Source organism: Pseudomonas sp. C321 (assembly GCF_055407105.1).
This window is the reverse complement of sequence record NZ_JBUZRB010000001.1, coordinates 869,668-885,030: the sequence shown is the minus strand read 5'-3', so window position 1 is coordinate 885,030 and position 15,363 is coordinate 869,668. Positions and strand designations below refer to the sequence as shown.

Below are 15,363 nucleotides of genomic sequence, written 5' to 3'. Positions count from 1 at the left end.
CGGGTGGCGAAGGCCGCCACCCGGGGAAGAGGATCAGCGCAGGCCGCGTTGAGTCTCGTCCAGCTCACGGATGTACTTGAAGATTTTACGGCCGGAAGCCGGTGGCTTGCTTTGCGCCAGTTCGTGCTGGGCCTGACGGATCAGGGAGCGCAGTTGCTGACGGTCCGCATCGGGATACTCGATGACGAACTTCTCCAGGACACCGTCATCGCCTGCGATCAGGCGATCACGCCAGCGCTCCAGGTTGTGGAAGCGTTCGTTGTACTGGCGAGTGGAGTTATCCAGTTGATCGAGCAAGCTCAGAATGGCGTCAGTGTCCTGGTCGCGCATCAGTTTGCCGATGAACATAAGGTGCCGTTTACGCGCGATATTCGCGGTGTGCTTGGGCGCATCGGTCAGAGCCCGGCGCAGAGCGTCGGTCAATGGCAGTTTTGCCAGCAAGTCAGGCTTGAGTGTTGTAAGGCGCTCGCCGAGGCCAACCAGAGCATGCAGCTCACGTTTGACCTGGGTTTTGCTTTTCTCCCCATCGAGGGAGTCGTCGTAAGAATCAACCATGGTGGCAGTCCGCAAAGAAACGCCGCCATGATAACCAGTCGGGGGCCGCTTGTCCGGCCCGGTCGCTCGAAGGCCTTAACCGAAAGCAGAATTTGAGTGGAGAAAACCATGAGTGCAGCCCAAAGCGTCGGTCCACAAGCATTACCGGCACTGCAGGAACAAGTCGAGCAGATCATTGCCGAGGCCAAGCGCCAGGGTGCCAGTGCCTGTGAAGTGGCGGTGTCCCTGGAGCAGGGGCTGTCGACGTCGGTGCGTCAGCGGGAAGTGGAAACCGTTGAATTCAATCGCGACCAAGGGTTTGGCATCACCTTGTATGTGGGCCAGCGCAAAGGCTCGGCCAGTACATCCGCCAGCGGTCCTGAGGCGATTCGCGAAACCGTTGCGGCTGCCCTGGCCATCGCCAAACACACTTCGGAAGACGAAGCCTCGGGCCTGGCCGATGCTGCCTTGATGGCTCGGGACCTGAAAGATTTCGATCTGTTTCACGCCTGGGACATCACCCCGGAGCAGGCCATTGAGCAGGCGTTGACCTGCGAAGCGGCGGCGTTTGATACCGACAGCCGGATCAAGAACGCCGACGGTACTACCTTGAGTACCCACCAAGGCTGCCGTGTGTATGGCAATAGTCATGGTTTTATCGGTGGTTATGCGTCCACGCGCCATAGTCTTAGCTGCGTGATGATCGCAGAAGCCGATGGTCAGATGCAGCGCGACTACTGGTACGACGTGAACCGTCGGGGCGAGTTGCTGGCTGATCCGGCAAGCATCGGCCAGCGTGCTGCACAGCGGGCCGCGAGTCGTCTGGGCGCACGTCCGGTGCCGACTTGCGAAGTGCCGGTGCTGTTTTCCGCAGAATTGGCTGGCGGTTTGTTCGGCAGCTTTCTGGGGGCGATTTCCGGTGGCAACCTGTATCGCAAGTCGTCGTTTCTTGAAGGCGCGATTGGCCAGAAGCTGTTCCCGGAATGGTTGACCCTGGATGAGCGTCCTCATTTGATGGGCGCCATGGGCAGTTCAGCGTTCGATGGCGATGGCCTGGCCACCTATGCCAAGCCATTCGTCGAGAAAGGTGAGTTGGTCTCCTACGTGTTGGGTACTTACGGCGGGCGCAAGCTTGGCCTGCCAAGCACGGCCAACTCCGGAGGAGTTCACAATCTGTTTGTGACCCATGGCGACGAAGACCAGGCGGCGCTGTTGCGGCGTATGGGGCGTGGACTGTTGGTTACTGAATTGATGGGCCATGGTTTGAATATGGTCACTGGCGATTACTCCCGTGGCGCAGCGGGTTTCTGGGTAGAAAACGGCGAAATTCAATTCGCCGTCCAGGAAGTGACCATTGCCGGCAATATGCGCGACATGTTCAAGCAGATTGTCGCGGTGGGAAATGATCTGGAACTGCGCAGCAACATTCGCACGGGCTCGGTGTTGATCGAGCGGATGACGGTCGCCGGCAGCTAAGCCTGCGACGCTTGAAAAAAGCGCGCCCCCATTGGGAGGCGCGCTTTTTTTGTGCCTGCAATATGGAAGGATTAGATACTGCGCTTGTTTTGATTCTCAATATCATTTAATAATAAATATCATTACCGAATGAGCGTGGATCATGAGTTCTGTCCTGCATGAGGATCCCTACCTGGAAAGCTGGCGCTGGATGAGTCGTCAGATTCGCTGCGGCCTCGATCCTGATGAGCCGCGCCTGATCGAACACTATCTGAACGAAGGCCGATACCTGGCCTGTTGTACGGCTACTCATCCCTGGACCATCGCTGAAACCTCATTGCGCCTGCTACTGGACACCGCCGCCGACATCGCCTTGCCCTGGCACTGGCGATCCATGTGTCTGGATCAGGCCTGGCGCCCGCTGCGTGACCTGGAAAACCTTTCTCACTGTGCCTGCCGCCTCAAGCGCTGGCAGACCTTTGCCTGGCAATTGGCGACCTGCGAGTTGCTGCCGTCTATTTCTCACTCTGACTTGGTGCAAGGATCTTCCGATGAGTAACACCCGTATCGAACGTGACAGCATGGGCGAACTGCAAGTCCCGGCCGAGGCGTTGTATGGCGCGCAAACCCAGCGTGCGGTGAACAACTTCCCTATCAGCCACCAACGCATGCCTGCGCAGTTTATTCGCGCGCTTATCCTGGCCAAGGCTGCTGCCGCCAGGGCCAACGTTGATCTCAAGCAGATAAGCGAAGCCCAAGGCAAGGCCATCGTCGATGCTGCCCTTGGCTTGCTCGAAGTCGACTTCATGCAGCACTTCCCGGTGGATATTTTTCAGACCGGCTCCGGCACCAGCTCCAACATGAATGCCAACGAAGTGATTGCGACCCTTGCCAGCCGCCTGCTCGGCGAGCCGGTCAATCCCAATGATCACGTCAACTGCGGGCAAAGCAGCAACGACATCATCCCAACTACCATTCACGTCAGCGCAGCACTGGTGTTGCATGAACAAACGCTGCCGGCGCTGCTGCATCTGGTGCAAGTGATCGAGCACAAGGCCCAAGAGGTCCATCCCTTCGTCAAGACCGGTCGTACCCACCTGATGGACGCCATGCCGGTGCGCATGAGCCAGGTGCTCAATGGTTGGGCGCAGCAGCTCAAGGCCAATGTCGGCCACTTGCAGGATTTGCTGCCGAGTTTGCAGGCGCTGGCCCAAGGCGGCACCGCAGTGGGCACCGGGATCAACGCGCACCCTGAGTTTGCTGCACGCTTCAGCCTGCAACTCAGCCGTTTGACCGAAGTCCAGTTCACTCCCGGCAAGAACTTGTTTGCCTTGATTGGCTCCCAAGACACCGCCGTCGCCGTCTCCGGACAACTGAAAGCCACCGCCGTGTCGCTGATGAAGATCGCCAATGACCTGCGCTGGATGAACTCAGGCCCCTTGGCCGGCCTCGGCGAAATCGAACTGGAAGGCCTGCAGCCGGGCTCCTCGATCATGCCGGGCAAGGTCAACCCGGTGATCCCTGAGGCCACGGCAATGGTTGCCGCCCAAGTGATCGGTAACGACATGGTCATTACGGTCGCCGGCCAGTCCGGAAATTTCGAACTGAACGTGATGTTGCCGGTCATCGCCCAGAACCTGCTCAGCAGCCTTGAGCTGTTGGCCAACTCCAGCCGTCTGCTAGCGGACAAGGCAATCGCCAGCTTCAAGGTCAACGAGGCCAAGCTCAAGGAAGCGCTGTCGCGCAACCCGATTCTGGTCACGGCACTCAACCCGATCATTGGTTACCAAAAGGCCGCTGAAATCGCCAAGAAGGCCTATCAACAAGGCCGGCCGGTGATTGACGTGGCGCTCGAATACACCGATTTGCCTCGCAGCCAACTGGAAATCCTCCTGGATCCGGAAAAGCTCACGGCCGGTGGCGTGTAATCACCGACTCTGCTTTGGAGGCTCACCATGGAGCACTGGAAACGCACGATCGAAAGGGCTAATCGCTGCTTTATGCAAGGCGAACTGGTGGATGCTCGCGAGCATTACCTGCAAGCCCTGGCCTTGGCCCAAGTGTTGTTCGAGCGCTGGGGCGATGCCGACGAAGCGGTGGCGGCTTGTGTCATTTCCCATCACAACCTGGCGGATCTGCACCTGCGCCTGAACCAGCCGGAGGAGAGCGCGGAGTACCTCTGCGCGATCCATCAGTGCCTGTTGCAGACCCTGCAGGACACTCGCCTGACCCCGCAGTTGCGGGAAGCGGCGCTGCGTCAGAGCAGCAAGACTTACGTCGAGCTGTTGAATTTCATCAGCGATCACGGCGAGTACCCACGTACCCATCGTTTGCTGGGCAGCAATGCGGCGCAACCGGATGCGTCGACCCGCAACAGCCCTTTTTATGGAGCTCATTGATATGTCCTACACCTTGCCTGCCTTGCCTTACGCCTACGATGCCCTGGAGCCGCATATCGATGCGCAAACCATGGAGATTCACTACACCAAACACCACCAGACCTACATCAATAATCTCAATGCCGCCGTTGAGGGCACTGAGTGGGCGGGCTGGCCGGTGGAAAAACTGGTCTCAAGCGTCCAGCAATTGCCGGAAAAATTGCGCGCTGCCGTGATTAACCAGGGCGGGGGACATGCTAACCACTCGCTGTTCTGGGCGGTGATGTCGCCCAAGGGCGGCGGGAAGCCAGGCGGCGCGCTGGGCAAGGCCATCGATGAGCAGTTGGGTGGTTTTGACAGTTTCAAGGAGGCGTTTACCAAGGCTGCGTTGACCCGTTTCGGCAGTGGCTGGGCCTGGTTGAGCGTGACTCCGCAAAAGGCCCTGGTAGTGGAAAGCAGCGGCAACCAGGACAGCCCGCTGATGAATGGCAATACGCCGATCCTCGGCCTGGACGTCTGGGAGCACGCTTACTACTTGCTGTACCAGAACCGCCGTCCCGAATATATCAACGCCTTCTATAGTGTTATCAACTGGCCGGAAGTCGCTGAGCGTTACCAGGCTGCGCTTGCTTAACGCTCTTTTCATAACAGGATCTAGATCTAAGGCCGACTATGGGCACTGAAACACTGGCGATCAGCAGCGTGCGAATGTTCCGTTATGCGTTTGGCTCGCTGTTGCTGTTGGCGGGAATTGCATTGCTGGTGGCTCAAGGGCTGGCCTGGCTGGATCTGGAACCGCGTATCCTGCGCGCCCTGCAAGGCGGGGCCATCTGTGCCCTGGGCACGGCGCTGGGCGCGGTGCCGGTATTGGTGATCCGACGGATGCCGCTGGCGGTGAGTGATACGTTGCTGGGTTTCGGCGCCGGCGTGATGTTGGCCGCGACGGCGTTCTCGCTGATCGTGCCCGGCATCGCTGCTGCCGAAAACCTCGGACTGACACCTTGGGCCGCCAGTGGTCTGATCAGCTTTGGCATCATGCTGGGCGCTTTCGGGCTGTTTCTGGTGGATCGCAAGGTTTCCGGTGCCAGCCCGGAAACGCTGGTGGGCACGCCGGAAAAACCGGTAATCGCGCCGCGTATCTGGCTGTTCGTATTCGCCATCATCGCCCATAACATTCCCGAAGGCATGGCGGTTGGGGTCTCGGCAGGTGGCGGTATGCCAGACGCCGACAGCCTGGCCATGGGCATCGCCCTGCAGGACGTACCGGAGGGACTGGTGATTGCGCTGGTGCTGGCCGGGGCAGGGATGTCGCGGGTCAAGGCGTTCTTGATTGGTGCTGCATCCGGGTTGGTAGAGCCGGTATTCGCGGTGCTCTGCGCTTGGCTGGTGAGCCTGGCTGAGGTGCTATTGCCGTTGGGCTTGGCGCTGGCAGCGGGGGCGATGCTATTGGTGGTGACTCACGAAGTGATTCCCGAATCGCGGCGCAATGGCCATGACAAGCTCGCCAGTTTGGGGCTGTGTATCGGGTTTTGTTTGATGATGGTGATGGATACAGCGTTGGGGTGAAGTGAGAATCTATGGCGAGAGAGCTTGCCCCCTCGCCAGTGGGGCTTACTCGCCCTCGTCAAAGTAGTTATTGATCAGCTTTGCCAGCGCATCCAGAGCTTCTTGCTCCTGCTCGCCTTGCGTCTTCAGATGAATCATGGTGCCTTTGCCCGCAGCCAACATCATCATCGCCATGATGCTTTTGCCGTCGACCGTGGATTCCGGGGTGCGCCCAACCCTGATCTGGCAGGGAAACTGCCCCGCGACGCCGACGAACTTGGCCGAGGCCCGGGCGTGTAAGCCCAGTTTGTTGATGATTTCAATTTCCAGAGCGGGCATCGCGGGGGTGTTCCTTTCAGCTAAGGTCGCGGTGGCGAACCTGGACGTTCTTGAGGGTTTGCTGCAAAACCTGGCCGAGGCGCTCGGTCAGGTACACGGAGCGGTGGTGCCCGCCGGTGCAGCCAATGGCGATGGTGACATAGGCTCGGTTGCTGGCGGCAAAGCGTGGCAGCCATTTGAGCAGGTAGCTGGAAATGTCCTGGAACATCTCCTCGACATCCGGTTGCGCCGCCAGGTACTCGGCTACGGGTTGGTCGAGCCCCGACTGATCACGTAGTTCCGGCTTCCAGTACGGGTTGGGCAGGCAGCGCACGTCGAACACCAGGTCGGCGTCCACCGGCATGCCCCGCTTGAAGCCAAAAGACTCCACCAGGAACGCCGTGCCAGGTTCTGGCTGGTTCAACAGGCGCAACTTGATGGTATCGCGCAGTTGATACAGGTTCAGGCTGGTGGTGTTGATCTTCAGGTCGGCCAGGTCAATGATTGGCCCCAGTAGCTTGGTTTCGTCTTCGATGGCTTCTGCCAGCGAGCGGTTGGCGCTGCTCAGAGGGTGACGACGACGAGTTTCTGAAAAACGCTTGAGCAGGGTTTCTTCGTCTGCATCCAGGTACAGCACGTCGCAATGAATGTGTTTGCCGCGCACCTCCTCAAGCAATTCCGGGAAGCGCGTTAGGTGGCTGGGCAGGTTGCGGGCGTCGATGGATACAGCGACTAGCGGCTGTGCCAGTTCGGTGTGGATCAACGCGCGCTCAGCCAGTTCGGGCAGCAAGCCGGCCGGCAGGTTGTCGATGCAATAGAAGCCATTGTCCTCAAGCACATTGAGGGCAGTACTTTTACCTGAGCCGGAGCGGCCGCTGACGATGATCAAACGCATGATTACTGCCCGTTCTGCTCTTCCAGGACGACCTGATACAGCGCTTCATTACTGGAGGCGCTACGCAGTTTTTCGCGTACTTCTTTGCGGTCGAGCATGCTGGCGATCTGCCGGAGCAGTTCCAGGTGCGCATCGGTGGCCGCTTCCGGGACCAGCAGAACGAACAGCAGGTCTACCGGGGCACCGTCGATGGCGTCGAAATCGATAGGAGCGTCCAGGTGCAGCAAGGCGCTGACTGGAGACTCGCAACCTTTAAGGCGGCAATGGGGGATGGCGATGCCGTTGCCAAAACCGGTCGAGCCAAGTTTTTCACGGGCAATTAGAGCCTCAAAGACATCTTGCGTCTTCAGATTAGGCACTTCGCGGCCGATCAGATTGGCAATTTGTTCGAGGGCGCGCTTTTTACTGCCGCCCGGCACGTTCATGAGGGAACGGCCGGGGGTCAGGATATTTTCGAGTCGGATCATGGGTTGGGAGTGTTAACGACCGGTTGCGCCCTGAAGGAGGCTCTGGGTCTTTTCCTTATGCTTTTTGAGTTGGCGATCCAGCTTGTCAGTCAGCAGGTCAATGGCGGCATACATGTCTGAATGCTCGGCATTGGCGACGACTTCCCCGCCGGGGATATGCAGGGTGGCTTCGATTTTCTGCAGCAGCTTCTCGACTGTCATCGTGACTTGCACGTTGGTTATCTTGTCGAAATGCCGTTCCAATCGGTCGAGTTTTTCGCCGATGTAGGTGCGCAGGGGGTCGGTCACTTCCAGTTGGTGTCCACTGATGTTGACTTGCATACAGCTTCTCCTTCGTTGCCAGTGCATAAAGCGGCAGGCAGAAATGCCTGCCACTGGAACGCTGTGGCTAGCCCGTCACATCAAACGCTTACGCTCGCTGGAAGGCGCGATCCCAAGGGACTCGCGGTACTTGGCGACGGTTCGACGGGCTACCTGAATGCCTTGTGCCTCCAGTAAACCAGCGATCTTGCTGTCACTCAACGGCTTTTTCTGATTTTCCGCGGCAACCAGTTTTTTGATGATCGCGCGGATCGCCGTGGACGAGCATTCGCCACCTTCGGAAGTGCTTACATGACTGGAGAAAAAGTATTTCAGCTCATAAATACCCCGTGGGGTATGCATGAATTTCTGTGTAGTCACCCGGGAAATCGTCGATTCATGCATGCCTACTGCCTCGGCAATGTCATGCAGGACCAGCGGTTTCATCGCCTCATCGCCATATTCCAGGAAGCCGCGCTGGTGCTCGACGATCTGGGTGGCGACTTTCATCAGGGTTTCATTACGGCTTTGCAGGCTCTTGATGAACCAGCGGGCCTCCTGTAACTGGTTGCGCATGAAGGTGTTATCGGCGCTGGTGTCGGCCCGACGGACAAAACCTGCGTATTGCGGGTTGACCCGCAGGCGTGGCACCGATTCCTGGTTCAGCTCCACCAGCCAGCGCTCGTTGTCCTTGCGCACGATCACATCGGGAACGACGTATTCGGCTTCGCCGGACTCGATTTGCGAGCCGGGGCGAGGGTTGAGGCTTTGCACCAGCTCGATGATCTGGCGCAGGTCATCTTCCTTGAGCTTCATGCGCCGCATCAGTTGGCTGTAGTCGCGGCTGCCCAGCAGGTCTATGTAGTCGGTGACCAGGCGTTGTGCCTCGGTCAGCCACGGCGTCTTGGTGGGCAACTGGCGCAGTTGCAGCAGCAGGCATTCGCTGAGGGTGCGGGCGCCGATACCGGCCGGTTCGAATTGCTGGATGCGGTGCAGGACGGCTTCGATTTCGTCTAGTTCGATATCCAGTTCCGGGTCGAAGGCCTCGAGGATTTCCTCAAGTGTCTCGTCCAGGTAGCCCTGATTGTTGATGCAGTCGATCAGGGTCACGGCGATCAGTCGATCGGTGTCGGACATCGGCGCCAGGTTCAGTTGCCACAGCAAGTGGCTCTGCAGGCTCTCGCCGACGGAGGTGCGGGTGGTGAAGTCCCACTCGTCATCGTCATTGCTGGGCAGGCTGCTGGTGCTGGTCTGATAGACGTCTTCCCAGGCGGTGTCCACCGGCAGTTCATTGGGAATGCGCTCGTTCCACTCGCCTTCCTCAAGGTTATCCACCGTAGGGGCGGTTTCCTGGTAGGACGGTTCCTGGACATCGGTGTTGGGTTTTTGCTCGGTGTTGTCGGCCAGCGGGTCGGCATTATCGAAGTCGTCGCCTTCTTCCTGGCGTTCGAGCATCGGATTGGACTCCAGTGCCTCCTGGATTTCCTGTTGCAGGTCCAGGGTCGACAATTGGAGCAGGCGGATGGCCTGTTGCAGCTGCGGTGTCATCGTCAGCTGCTGGCCCATTCTCAGAACTAGCGATGGTTTCATGGCAGGGGCTTAACACCTTATTCGCCGGCGCAATGCGCCATCCACGACAGGGCGCGTGAGCGCCAAACATAAGCAAATTATATGCCTGATATCGGGGGCTTTGCCTAGAGCGCGGTAACAATAAAAATATTGAGGTTTTTATTGACGCTCGCGCTCCTTGGCGAATGGCCAGGTATCACAGTACTTACAAGCGGAATTCGTGGCCCAGGTAAACTTCCTTGACCAGTTCGTTGGCCAGGATAGTTGCCGAGTCACCTTCGGCAATCAGCTGCCCGTCGTTGACAATATAGGCGGTTTCGCAGATATCGAGGGTTTCGCGCACGTTGTGGTCGGTGATCAATACACCGATCCCTTTGGCCTTGAGGTGGTGGATGATCTGCTTGATGTCGCCGACCGAGATCGGGTCGACACCGGCGAAGGGTTCGTCCAGCAGGATGAACTTCGGCGCAGTGGCCAGGGCGCGGGCGATTTCCACACGACGACGTTCGCCACCGGACAGGCTCATGCCGAGGTTGTCGCGAATGTGGTTGATGTGGAATTCCTGCAGCAGGCTTTCCAGCTCTTTCTTGCGTGCGGCGCGGTCGAGTTCCTTGCGGGTTTCGAGAATCGCCATGATGTTGTCGGCTACCGACAGTTTGCGGAAGATCGACGCCTCCTGGGGGAGATAGCCAATACCAGCCTGGGCACGGCCGTGCATAGGTTGGTGGCTGACGTCCAGGTCGTCGATCAGTACGCGACCCTGATCCGCCTGGACCAGTCCGACAATCATGTAGAAACAGGTGGTCTTGCCGGCACCGTTGGGGCCAAGCAGGCCGACGATCTGGCCGCTGTCGATCGATAGGCTGACATCGCGCACGACCTGACGGCCTTTATAGGCCTTGGCCAGATGCTGGGCTTTCAGGGTTGCCATTACTCGGCCTTCTTCTTCGGCTGGATAACCATGTCGATGCGTGGACGTGGCGTAGTGACCTTGCTGCCATTGGCGCGACCAGCTTGAGCGATCTGGGTCTTGGTATCGTAGATGATTTTCTCGCCTTCGGTAGAGTTGCCGTCGCTGCTCAGAACCTTGGCGCGGTCGATCAATACGATGCGATTTTGTTGGGCGTGATATTGGATCGTCACGCCGTAGCCCTTGATGGGGGCCGGATCTGTAGCTTTCTGTTGTTGCTCGAAATAGGCCAGGTTGCCCACCGAAGTCACTACGTCTATCTCACCAGCAGGGTTGCGGGTCAGAGTCACGGTGTTGCCGGTGATTTTCATCGAGCCTTGAGTGATGATCACATCACCCTTGTAGGTTGCGACACCTTGCTTGTCATCCAACTGAGCGTCGTCAGCCTGAATGTGGATTGGCTGTTCGCTATCGTTCGGCAGAGCCCAGGCGCTCACGCTTCCCAGTGCTGCGCCCAGACCGAGCAAAATAGGGAGGGTTTTAACGAGCCTCATACTGTCCTCTTACGTTCGATAGCAGGTGTATCCTGCTTTCTTTCAAATACGCTTTCATTCCCTTGCCAGTCGATACACCGCCAGCGCCGTCGATTCTAACGTCTTGCTCGGTCTGCGCATATTGCTTCTGAGGGAATACGGTCATGCGACTGCTGGTAATAATGGTCTCGCGGTCCTTGGCGTCGGTGCGAGCTACGCGCACCGAGTCGATCAGTTCGACTTCGGTACCGTCAGGATTGACTTCGCCGCGCTTGCTGGTGACGTGCCAGGGGAATTCGGTGCCGCGATACAGGTTCAAGTCCGGGTTGGTCAACAATGTGACCTCGGTGGCCTTCAGGTGTTCGACCTTGTCCGAGGTCATCTCGTACTGCACCTTGCCATCGGGCAGGAACTGCACGCTGTGGGCGTTGATGGCGTAATAGTCGATAGCGCCCTCGTCGACCTGTGCTACAGGCTGGTCGAGGAAGCGCTCCGGGCTGATATTCCAGTAACCGACCGCCAGAAACAGCGCGGCGATGGCCCCGAATACCAGGAAATTTCGAATCTTTTTGCTCAGCATAGATAGCTCTATAGGTAGGCGGCGTGGGCCGCTTCAAGGCTGCCCTGGGCGCGCAGGATCAACTCGCAGAACTCGCGTGCGGCGCCTTCGCCACCGCGGGCCTGAGTGACGCCATGGGCATGCTCGCGAACAAATGCTGCGGCATTGGCCACCGCCATGCCCAGGCCAACCCGACGAATTACCGGCAGGTCAGGCAAGTCGTCGCCCAGGTAGGCAACCTGCTCATAGCTTAGGTTGAGTTGGCCAAGAAGTTCGTCCAAGACCACCAGTTTATCCTCACGGCCTTGATAGAGGTGAGGAATACCCAGGTTTTGTGCGCGGCGTTCCACAACGGGCGTCTTGCGACCGCTAATAATGGCTGTTTGCACGCCTGCTGCCATCAGCATTTTGATGCCCTGGCCGTCGAGGGTGTTGAACGTCTTGAATTCGCTGCCGTCTTCGAGGAAATAAAGGCGGCCATCGGTCAGCACGCCGTCGACGTCGAAAATTGCCAACTTGATGGCTTTGCCCCGTTGCAAAAGGTCGGTGCTCATTTACATCACTCCTGCGCGCAGCAAATCATGCATGTTCAAGGCGCCAACCGGGTGATCGTCGCCATCGACCACCACCAGGGCGCCAATCTTGTGGTCTTCCATGATCTTCAGGGCTTCGGCTGCGAGCATTTCGGCGCGGGCGGTCTTGCCATGAGGGGTCATTACCTCGTCGATGGTCGCAGTGTGGATATCAATGGTGCGGTCCAGGGTGCGGCGCAGGTCGCCGTCGGTGAAAATCCCGGCCAGGCGCCCATCGGCTTCCAGGATGACGGTCATGCCCAGGCCCTTGCGGGTCATTTCCATCAGCGCGTCCTTGAGCAAGGTACCGCGCGGCACATTTGGCAACTCGTCGCCGGCGTGCATGACGTTTTCCACTTTCAGCAGCAGCCGACGGCCCAGCGCACCACCTGGATGGGAAAATGCGAAGTCTTCGGCGGTAAAGCCGCGCGCTTCCAACAGTGCCACGGCCAGTGCATCACCCATGACCAGGGCGGCGGTGGTGGACGACGTCGGCGCCAGGTTCAGCGGGCAGGCTTCGTGGGTGACGTGTACGTTTAGGTTTACCTCGGCAGCCTTGGCCAGCGTCGAATCCGGGTTGCCGGTAACGCTGATCAGCTTGATACCCAGACGCTTGATCAGCGGCAGCAAGGTGACGATTTCGTTGGTGGTGCCGGAATTGGACAGGGCCAGGATGATGTCGTCCCGGGTGATCATGCCCATGTCGCCATGGCTGGCTTCGGCCGGGTGCACGAAAAATGAGGTGGTCCCGGTACTCGCCAGGGTCGCGGCGATCTTGTTGCCGACGTGGCCTGACTTGCCCATGCCAACCACGACAACGCGGCCTTTGCTGGCCAGAATCATCTCGCAGGCGCGTACGAAATCTGCGTCGATATGGGTCAGCAAGCCTTCTACGGCTTCCAGTTCGAGACGGATGGTGCGTTGTGCCGATTGAATAAGGTCGCTGGATTGGCTCATGTCTGAAGTCGTATAGCCTGACGAAAAGTCGGCGATTATAGCGGGAATGCGCAATTCCCTCACGCAAGTTCGTTAGGCTTTGTTCCGGCCGGGATGTGTGGCCGCTCTCAAATACTTTTTTTTAGCTGTCCTGTTTCTGAACAAGCTCTGTTCCGGCCTTGGGCGCTCTGTGTCAGCAGTGATATAGTTCGCCGCCAGTTCGGTCCGCACAGCCCATGTGTCTATCTGTCGCAAACAGTTGTCCCAAACATGGCGTCTGAGTGAGAGGCTGCATTCCAAGGAGTTTAGATGAGTGCCGATAACGCCTACGCGGTCGAGCTGAAGGGCCTTTCCTTCAAGCGCGGTACGCGCAGCATCTTCAATAACGTTGATATTCGCATTCCCCGCGGCAAAGTCACGGGCATCATGGGGCCTTCCGGTTGCGGCAAGACCACCTTGCTGCGCCTGATGGGTATGCAATTGCGCCCCAGTGCAGGCGAGGTCTGGGTCAATGGCCAGAACCTGCCGACATTGTCGCGCAGCGATCTGTTCGATGCCCGCAAGCACATGGGCGTGTTGTTTCAGAGCGGCGCGTTATTCACCGACCTGGATGTATTCGAAAACGTCGCGTTCCCGCTGCGGGTGCATACTCAGCTGTCCGATGAAATGATTCGTGACATTGTGTTGCTGAAACTGCAGGCCGTTGGGCTGCGCGGTGCTATCGACCTGATGCCCGACGAACTCTCCGGCGGCATGAAGCGTCGTGTCGCGCTGGCTCGCGCCATTGCGCTGGACCCGCAGATTCTCATGTACGATGAACCATTCGTCGGCCAGGACCCGATTGCCATGGGTGTGCTGGTACGCCTGATCCGCTTGCTTAACGATGCCCTGGGGATCACCAGCATCGTGGTGTCCCACGATCTGGCCGAAACCGCGAGCATTGCCGACTACCTCTATTTAGTGGGCGATGGCCAGGTGCTGGGGCAGGGCACGCCTGAAGAGCTGATGAACGCTGACAACCCGCGTATTCGCCAATTCATGACCGGCGATCCCGATGGCCCGGTGGCTTTTCATTTTCCGGCAGCGGACTACCGCTCAGATCTTCTGGGGAAGCGCTGATGCGCAAGACATCTTTAACCGAAAAAGTTCGCCTTTTCGGCCGTTCCGGCATCGACATTGTCGAAGTACTCGGCCGTTCGACGATTTTTCTGTTTCACTCCTTGCTCGGTCGCGGCGGTATCGGCGGCGGCTTTGCTCTGTTGATCAAACAACTGCACTCCGTGGGCGTGATGTCCCTGGTGATCATTGTGGTCTCCGGCATGTTCATCGGCATGGTGCTGGCGTTGCAAGGCTTCAGCATTCTTTCCAGCTACGGTTCCGAACAGGCGGTGGGGCAGATGGTTGCCCTGACATTGTTGCGTGAGCTGGGGCCGGTGGTCACCGCGCTGCTGTTTGCCGGTCGCGCCGGTTCTGCGCTGACCGCAGAAATCGGCAACATGAAAGCCACCGAGCAGCTGTCCAGCCTGGAAATGATCGGCGTGGACCCCCTCAAATACATTGTTGCCCCGCGCCTGTGGGCTGGCTTCATTTCCCTACCCCTGCTGGCGATGATTTTCAGCGTGGTCGGGATCTGGGGCGGTTCGTGGGTGGCGGTGGACTGGCTGGGGGTCTATGAGGGCTCCTACTGGGCCAACATGCAAAACAGCGTGACCTTCAGCGGTGACGTGCTCAACGGGCTAATCAAGAGCATCGTCTTCGCCTTTGTTGTGACCTGGATCGCCGTATTCCAAGGCTACGACTGTGAGCCCACTTCAGAAGGGATCAGTCGCGCCACCACCAAGACCGTTGTGTACGCCTCGCTGGCAGTACTGGGCCTTGACTTCATTTTGACTGCTTTGATGTTTGGAGATTTCTGATGCAAAACCGCACTGTGGAGATCGGTGTCGGCCTTTTCTTGCTGGCTGGCATCCTGGCTTTACTGCTGCTCGCCCTGCGAGTCAGCGGCCTTTCGGCCAGCCCTGCTGCCGACACCTATAAACTTTACGCCTACTTCGACAATATCGCCGGTTTGACTGTCAGATCTAAAGTGACCATGGCCGGGGTGACCATCGGCAAAGTCACGGCTATCGATCTGGACCGCGACAGCTTCACCGGCCGCGTGACGATGCAACTGGAAAAACGCGTAGATAATCTACCAACTGACTCCACTGCCTCTATTCTCACGGCGGGTCTGCTAGGCGAAAAGTACATCGGTATCAGCGTGGGCGGGGAAGAAGCCTTGCTCAAGAATGGTTCGACCATTCACGACACGCAGTCGTCGCTGGTGCTGGAGGACTTGATCGGTAAATTCCTGCTCAATACCGTTAGCAAAGACGCCAAATGAGGAGTTTGT

Annotated in this window: 20 protein-coding genes; 9 read left to right on the top strand and 11 right to left on the bottom strand. The window is 58.4% G+C overall.

Translation table 11 applies throughout. The features are described 5' to 3' along the window. Positions 1 to 33: 33 nt before the first annotated feature. Positions 34 to 555 carry a ribosome biogenesis factor YjgA gene (gene yjgA, locus ACZRJ6_RS04200; protein WP_149410878.1) on the bottom strand — a complete coding sequence of 174 codons (522 nt, stop codon included), beginning with the start codon at positions 553 to 555 and terminating at the stop codon, positions 34 to 36. A 108-nt stretch (positions 556 to 663) separates the two neighbouring features. Between yjgA and pmbA the strand changes: the two genes are divergently transcribed. The 6 genes from pmbA to ACZRJ6_RS04170 all read left to right on the top strand — a co-directional run bounded on the left by pmbA (position 664) and on the right by ACZRJ6_RS04170 (position 5,933). Beyond that, positions 664 to 2,010, top strand: a complete 1,347-nt coding sequence (gene pmbA / locus ACZRJ6_RS04195) for a metalloprotease PmbA (protein WP_149410879.1) — start codon at positions 664 to 666, stop codon at positions 2,008 to 2,010. A gap of 142 nt (positions 2,011 to 2,152) precedes the next feature. Continuing rightward, a complete protein-coding gene (locus ACZRJ6_RS04190) occupies positions 2,153 to 2,548 on the top strand; it encodes a FagA protein (protein WP_463967190.1) in 396 nt (131 codons plus the stop codon). Beyond that, positions 2,541 to 3,917, top strand: coding sequence for a class II fumarate hydratase (locus tag ACZRJ6_RS04185; protein WP_463967189.1), 1,377 nt, complete (start codon positions 2,541 to 2,543; stop codon positions 3,915 to 3,917). The genes ACZRJ6_RS04190 and ACZRJ6_RS04185 overlap by 8 nt, the downstream gene beginning before the upstream one ends. A 27-nt stretch (positions 3,918 to 3,944) precedes the next feature. Next, entirely contained in the window at positions 3,945 to 4,388 is a 444-nt protein-coding gene (locus tag ACZRJ6_RS04180) for a hypothetical protein (RefSeq protein ID WP_463967188.1), read from the top strand. A gap of 1 nt (position 4,389) precedes the next feature. Then, entirely contained in the window at positions 4,390 to 5,001 is a 612-nt protein-coding gene (locus ACZRJ6_RS04175) for a superoxide dismutase (RefSeq protein ID WP_463967187.1), read from the top strand. A 38-nt stretch (positions 5,002 to 5,039) separates the two neighbouring features. Further along, positions 5,040 to 5,933: a ZIP family metal transporter gene (locus tag ACZRJ6_RS04170; protein WP_463967186.1), complete on the top strand. Its 894-nt coding sequence runs from the start codon at positions 5,040 to 5,042 to the stop codon at positions 5,931 to 5,933. 45 nt (positions 5,934 to 5,978) lie between these two features. Here ACZRJ6_RS04170 and ACZRJ6_RS04165 read toward each other — a convergent pair whose 3' ends face one another. The 10 genes from ACZRJ6_RS04165 to ACZRJ6_RS04120 all read right to left on the bottom strand — a co-directional run bounded on the left by ACZRJ6_RS04165 (position 5,979) and on the right by ACZRJ6_RS04120 (position 12,992). Beyond that, positions 5,979 to 6,251, bottom strand: coding sequence for an HPr family phosphocarrier protein (locus tag ACZRJ6_RS04165; RefSeq protein ID WP_463967185.1), 273 nt, complete (start codon positions 6,249 to 6,251; stop codon positions 5,979 to 5,981). A 16-nt stretch (positions 6,252 to 6,267) separates the two neighbouring features. After that, the gene (gene rapZ, locus ACZRJ6_RS04160) at positions 6,268 to 7,125 is read right to left on the bottom strand and encodes an RNase adapter RapZ (RefSeq protein ID WP_463967184.1); all 858 of its coding nucleotides are present in this window, start codon (positions 7,123 to 7,125) and stop codon (positions 6,268 to 6,270) included. Positions 7,126 to 7,127: 2 nt separating this feature from the next. Next, entirely contained in the window at positions 7,128 to 7,592 is a 465-nt protein-coding gene (gene ptsN / locus ACZRJ6_RS04155; protein WP_149410886.1) for a PTS IIA-like nitrogen regulatory protein PtsN, read from the bottom strand. A gap of 12 nt (positions 7,593 to 7,604) precedes the next feature. Beyond that, positions 7,605 to 7,913 carry a ribosome hibernation-promoting factor, HPF/YfiA family gene (hpf, locus tag ACZRJ6_RS04150; RefSeq protein ID WP_133099875.1) on the bottom strand — a complete coding sequence of 103 codons (309 nt, stop codon included), beginning with the start codon at positions 7,911 to 7,913 and terminating at the stop codon, positions 7,605 to 7,607. Between the two features lie 75 nt (positions 7,914 to 7,988). Beyond that, positions 7,989 to 9,482 carry an RNA polymerase factor sigma-54 gene (locus ACZRJ6_RS04145; protein WP_463967183.1) on the bottom strand — a complete coding sequence of 498 codons (1,494 nt, stop codon included), beginning with the start codon at positions 9,480 to 9,482 and terminating at the stop codon, positions 7,989 to 7,991. A gap of 184 nt (positions 9,483 to 9,666) precedes the next feature. Next, positions 9,667 to 10,392 (bottom strand): LPS export ABC transporter ATP-binding protein, encoded by a 726-nt coding sequence (lptB, locus tag ACZRJ6_RS04140; RefSeq protein WP_149410888.1) that lies wholly within the window; start codon positions 10,390 to 10,392, stop codon positions 9,667 to 9,669. Continuing rightward, positions 10,392 to 10,925 (bottom strand): lipopolysaccharide transport periplasmic protein LptA, encoded by a 534-nt coding sequence (gene lptA, locus ACZRJ6_RS04135; protein WP_133099872.1) that lies wholly within the window; start codon positions 10,923 to 10,925, stop codon positions 10,392 to 10,394. The genes lptB and lptA overlap by 1 nt, the downstream gene beginning before the upstream one ends. Next, the gene (lptC, locus tag ACZRJ6_RS04130; protein WP_463967182.1) at positions 10,912 to 11,484 is read right to left on the bottom strand and encodes an LPS export ABC transporter periplasmic protein LptC; all 573 of its coding nucleotides are present in this window, start codon (positions 11,482 to 11,484) and stop codon (positions 10,912 to 10,914) included. Before lptC ends, lptA begins: the two co-directional genes overlap by 14 nt. An 8-nt stretch (positions 11,485 to 11,492) precedes the next feature. Beyond that, positions 11,493 to 12,017: a KdsC family phosphatase gene (locus tag ACZRJ6_RS04125; RefSeq protein ID WP_149410890.1), complete on the bottom strand. Its 525-nt coding sequence runs from the start codon at positions 12,015 to 12,017 to the stop codon at positions 11,493 to 11,495. Continuing rightward, on the bottom strand, positions 12,018 to 12,992 hold the full coding sequence (locus ACZRJ6_RS04120) for a KpsF/GutQ family sugar-phosphate isomerase (protein ID WP_463967181.1): 975 nt from the start codon (positions 12,990 to 12,992) through the stop codon (positions 12,018 to 12,020). Positions 12,993 to 13,280: 288 nt separating this feature from the next. Between ACZRJ6_RS04120 and ACZRJ6_RS04115 the strand changes: the two genes are divergently transcribed. Genes ACZRJ6_RS04115 through mlaD form a run of 3 tightly spaced genes read left to right on the top strand, consistent with a single transcriptional unit; the run spans position 13,281 to position 15,354 of the window. Next, positions 13,281 to 14,090, top strand: a complete 810-nt coding sequence (locus ACZRJ6_RS04115) for an ATP-binding cassette domain-containing protein (protein WP_463967180.1) — start codon at positions 13,281 to 13,283, stop codon at positions 14,088 to 14,090. Continuing rightward, positions 14,090 to 14,887, top strand: a complete 798-nt coding sequence (gene mlaE / locus ACZRJ6_RS04110) for a lipid asymmetry maintenance ABC transporter permease subunit MlaE (RefSeq protein WP_463967179.1) — start codon at positions 14,090 to 14,092, stop codon at positions 14,885 to 14,887. Before ACZRJ6_RS04115 ends, mlaE begins: the two co-directional genes overlap by 1 nt. Continuing rightward, the gene (gene mlaD, locus ACZRJ6_RS04105; protein WP_133099866.1) at positions 14,887 to 15,354 is read left to right on the top strand and encodes an outer membrane lipid asymmetry maintenance protein MlaD; all 468 of its coding nucleotides are present in this window, start codon (positions 14,887 to 14,889) and stop codon (positions 15,352 to 15,354) included. Before mlaE ends, mlaD begins: the two co-directional genes overlap by 1 nt. Positions 15,355 to 15,363: the final 9 nt, after the last annotated feature.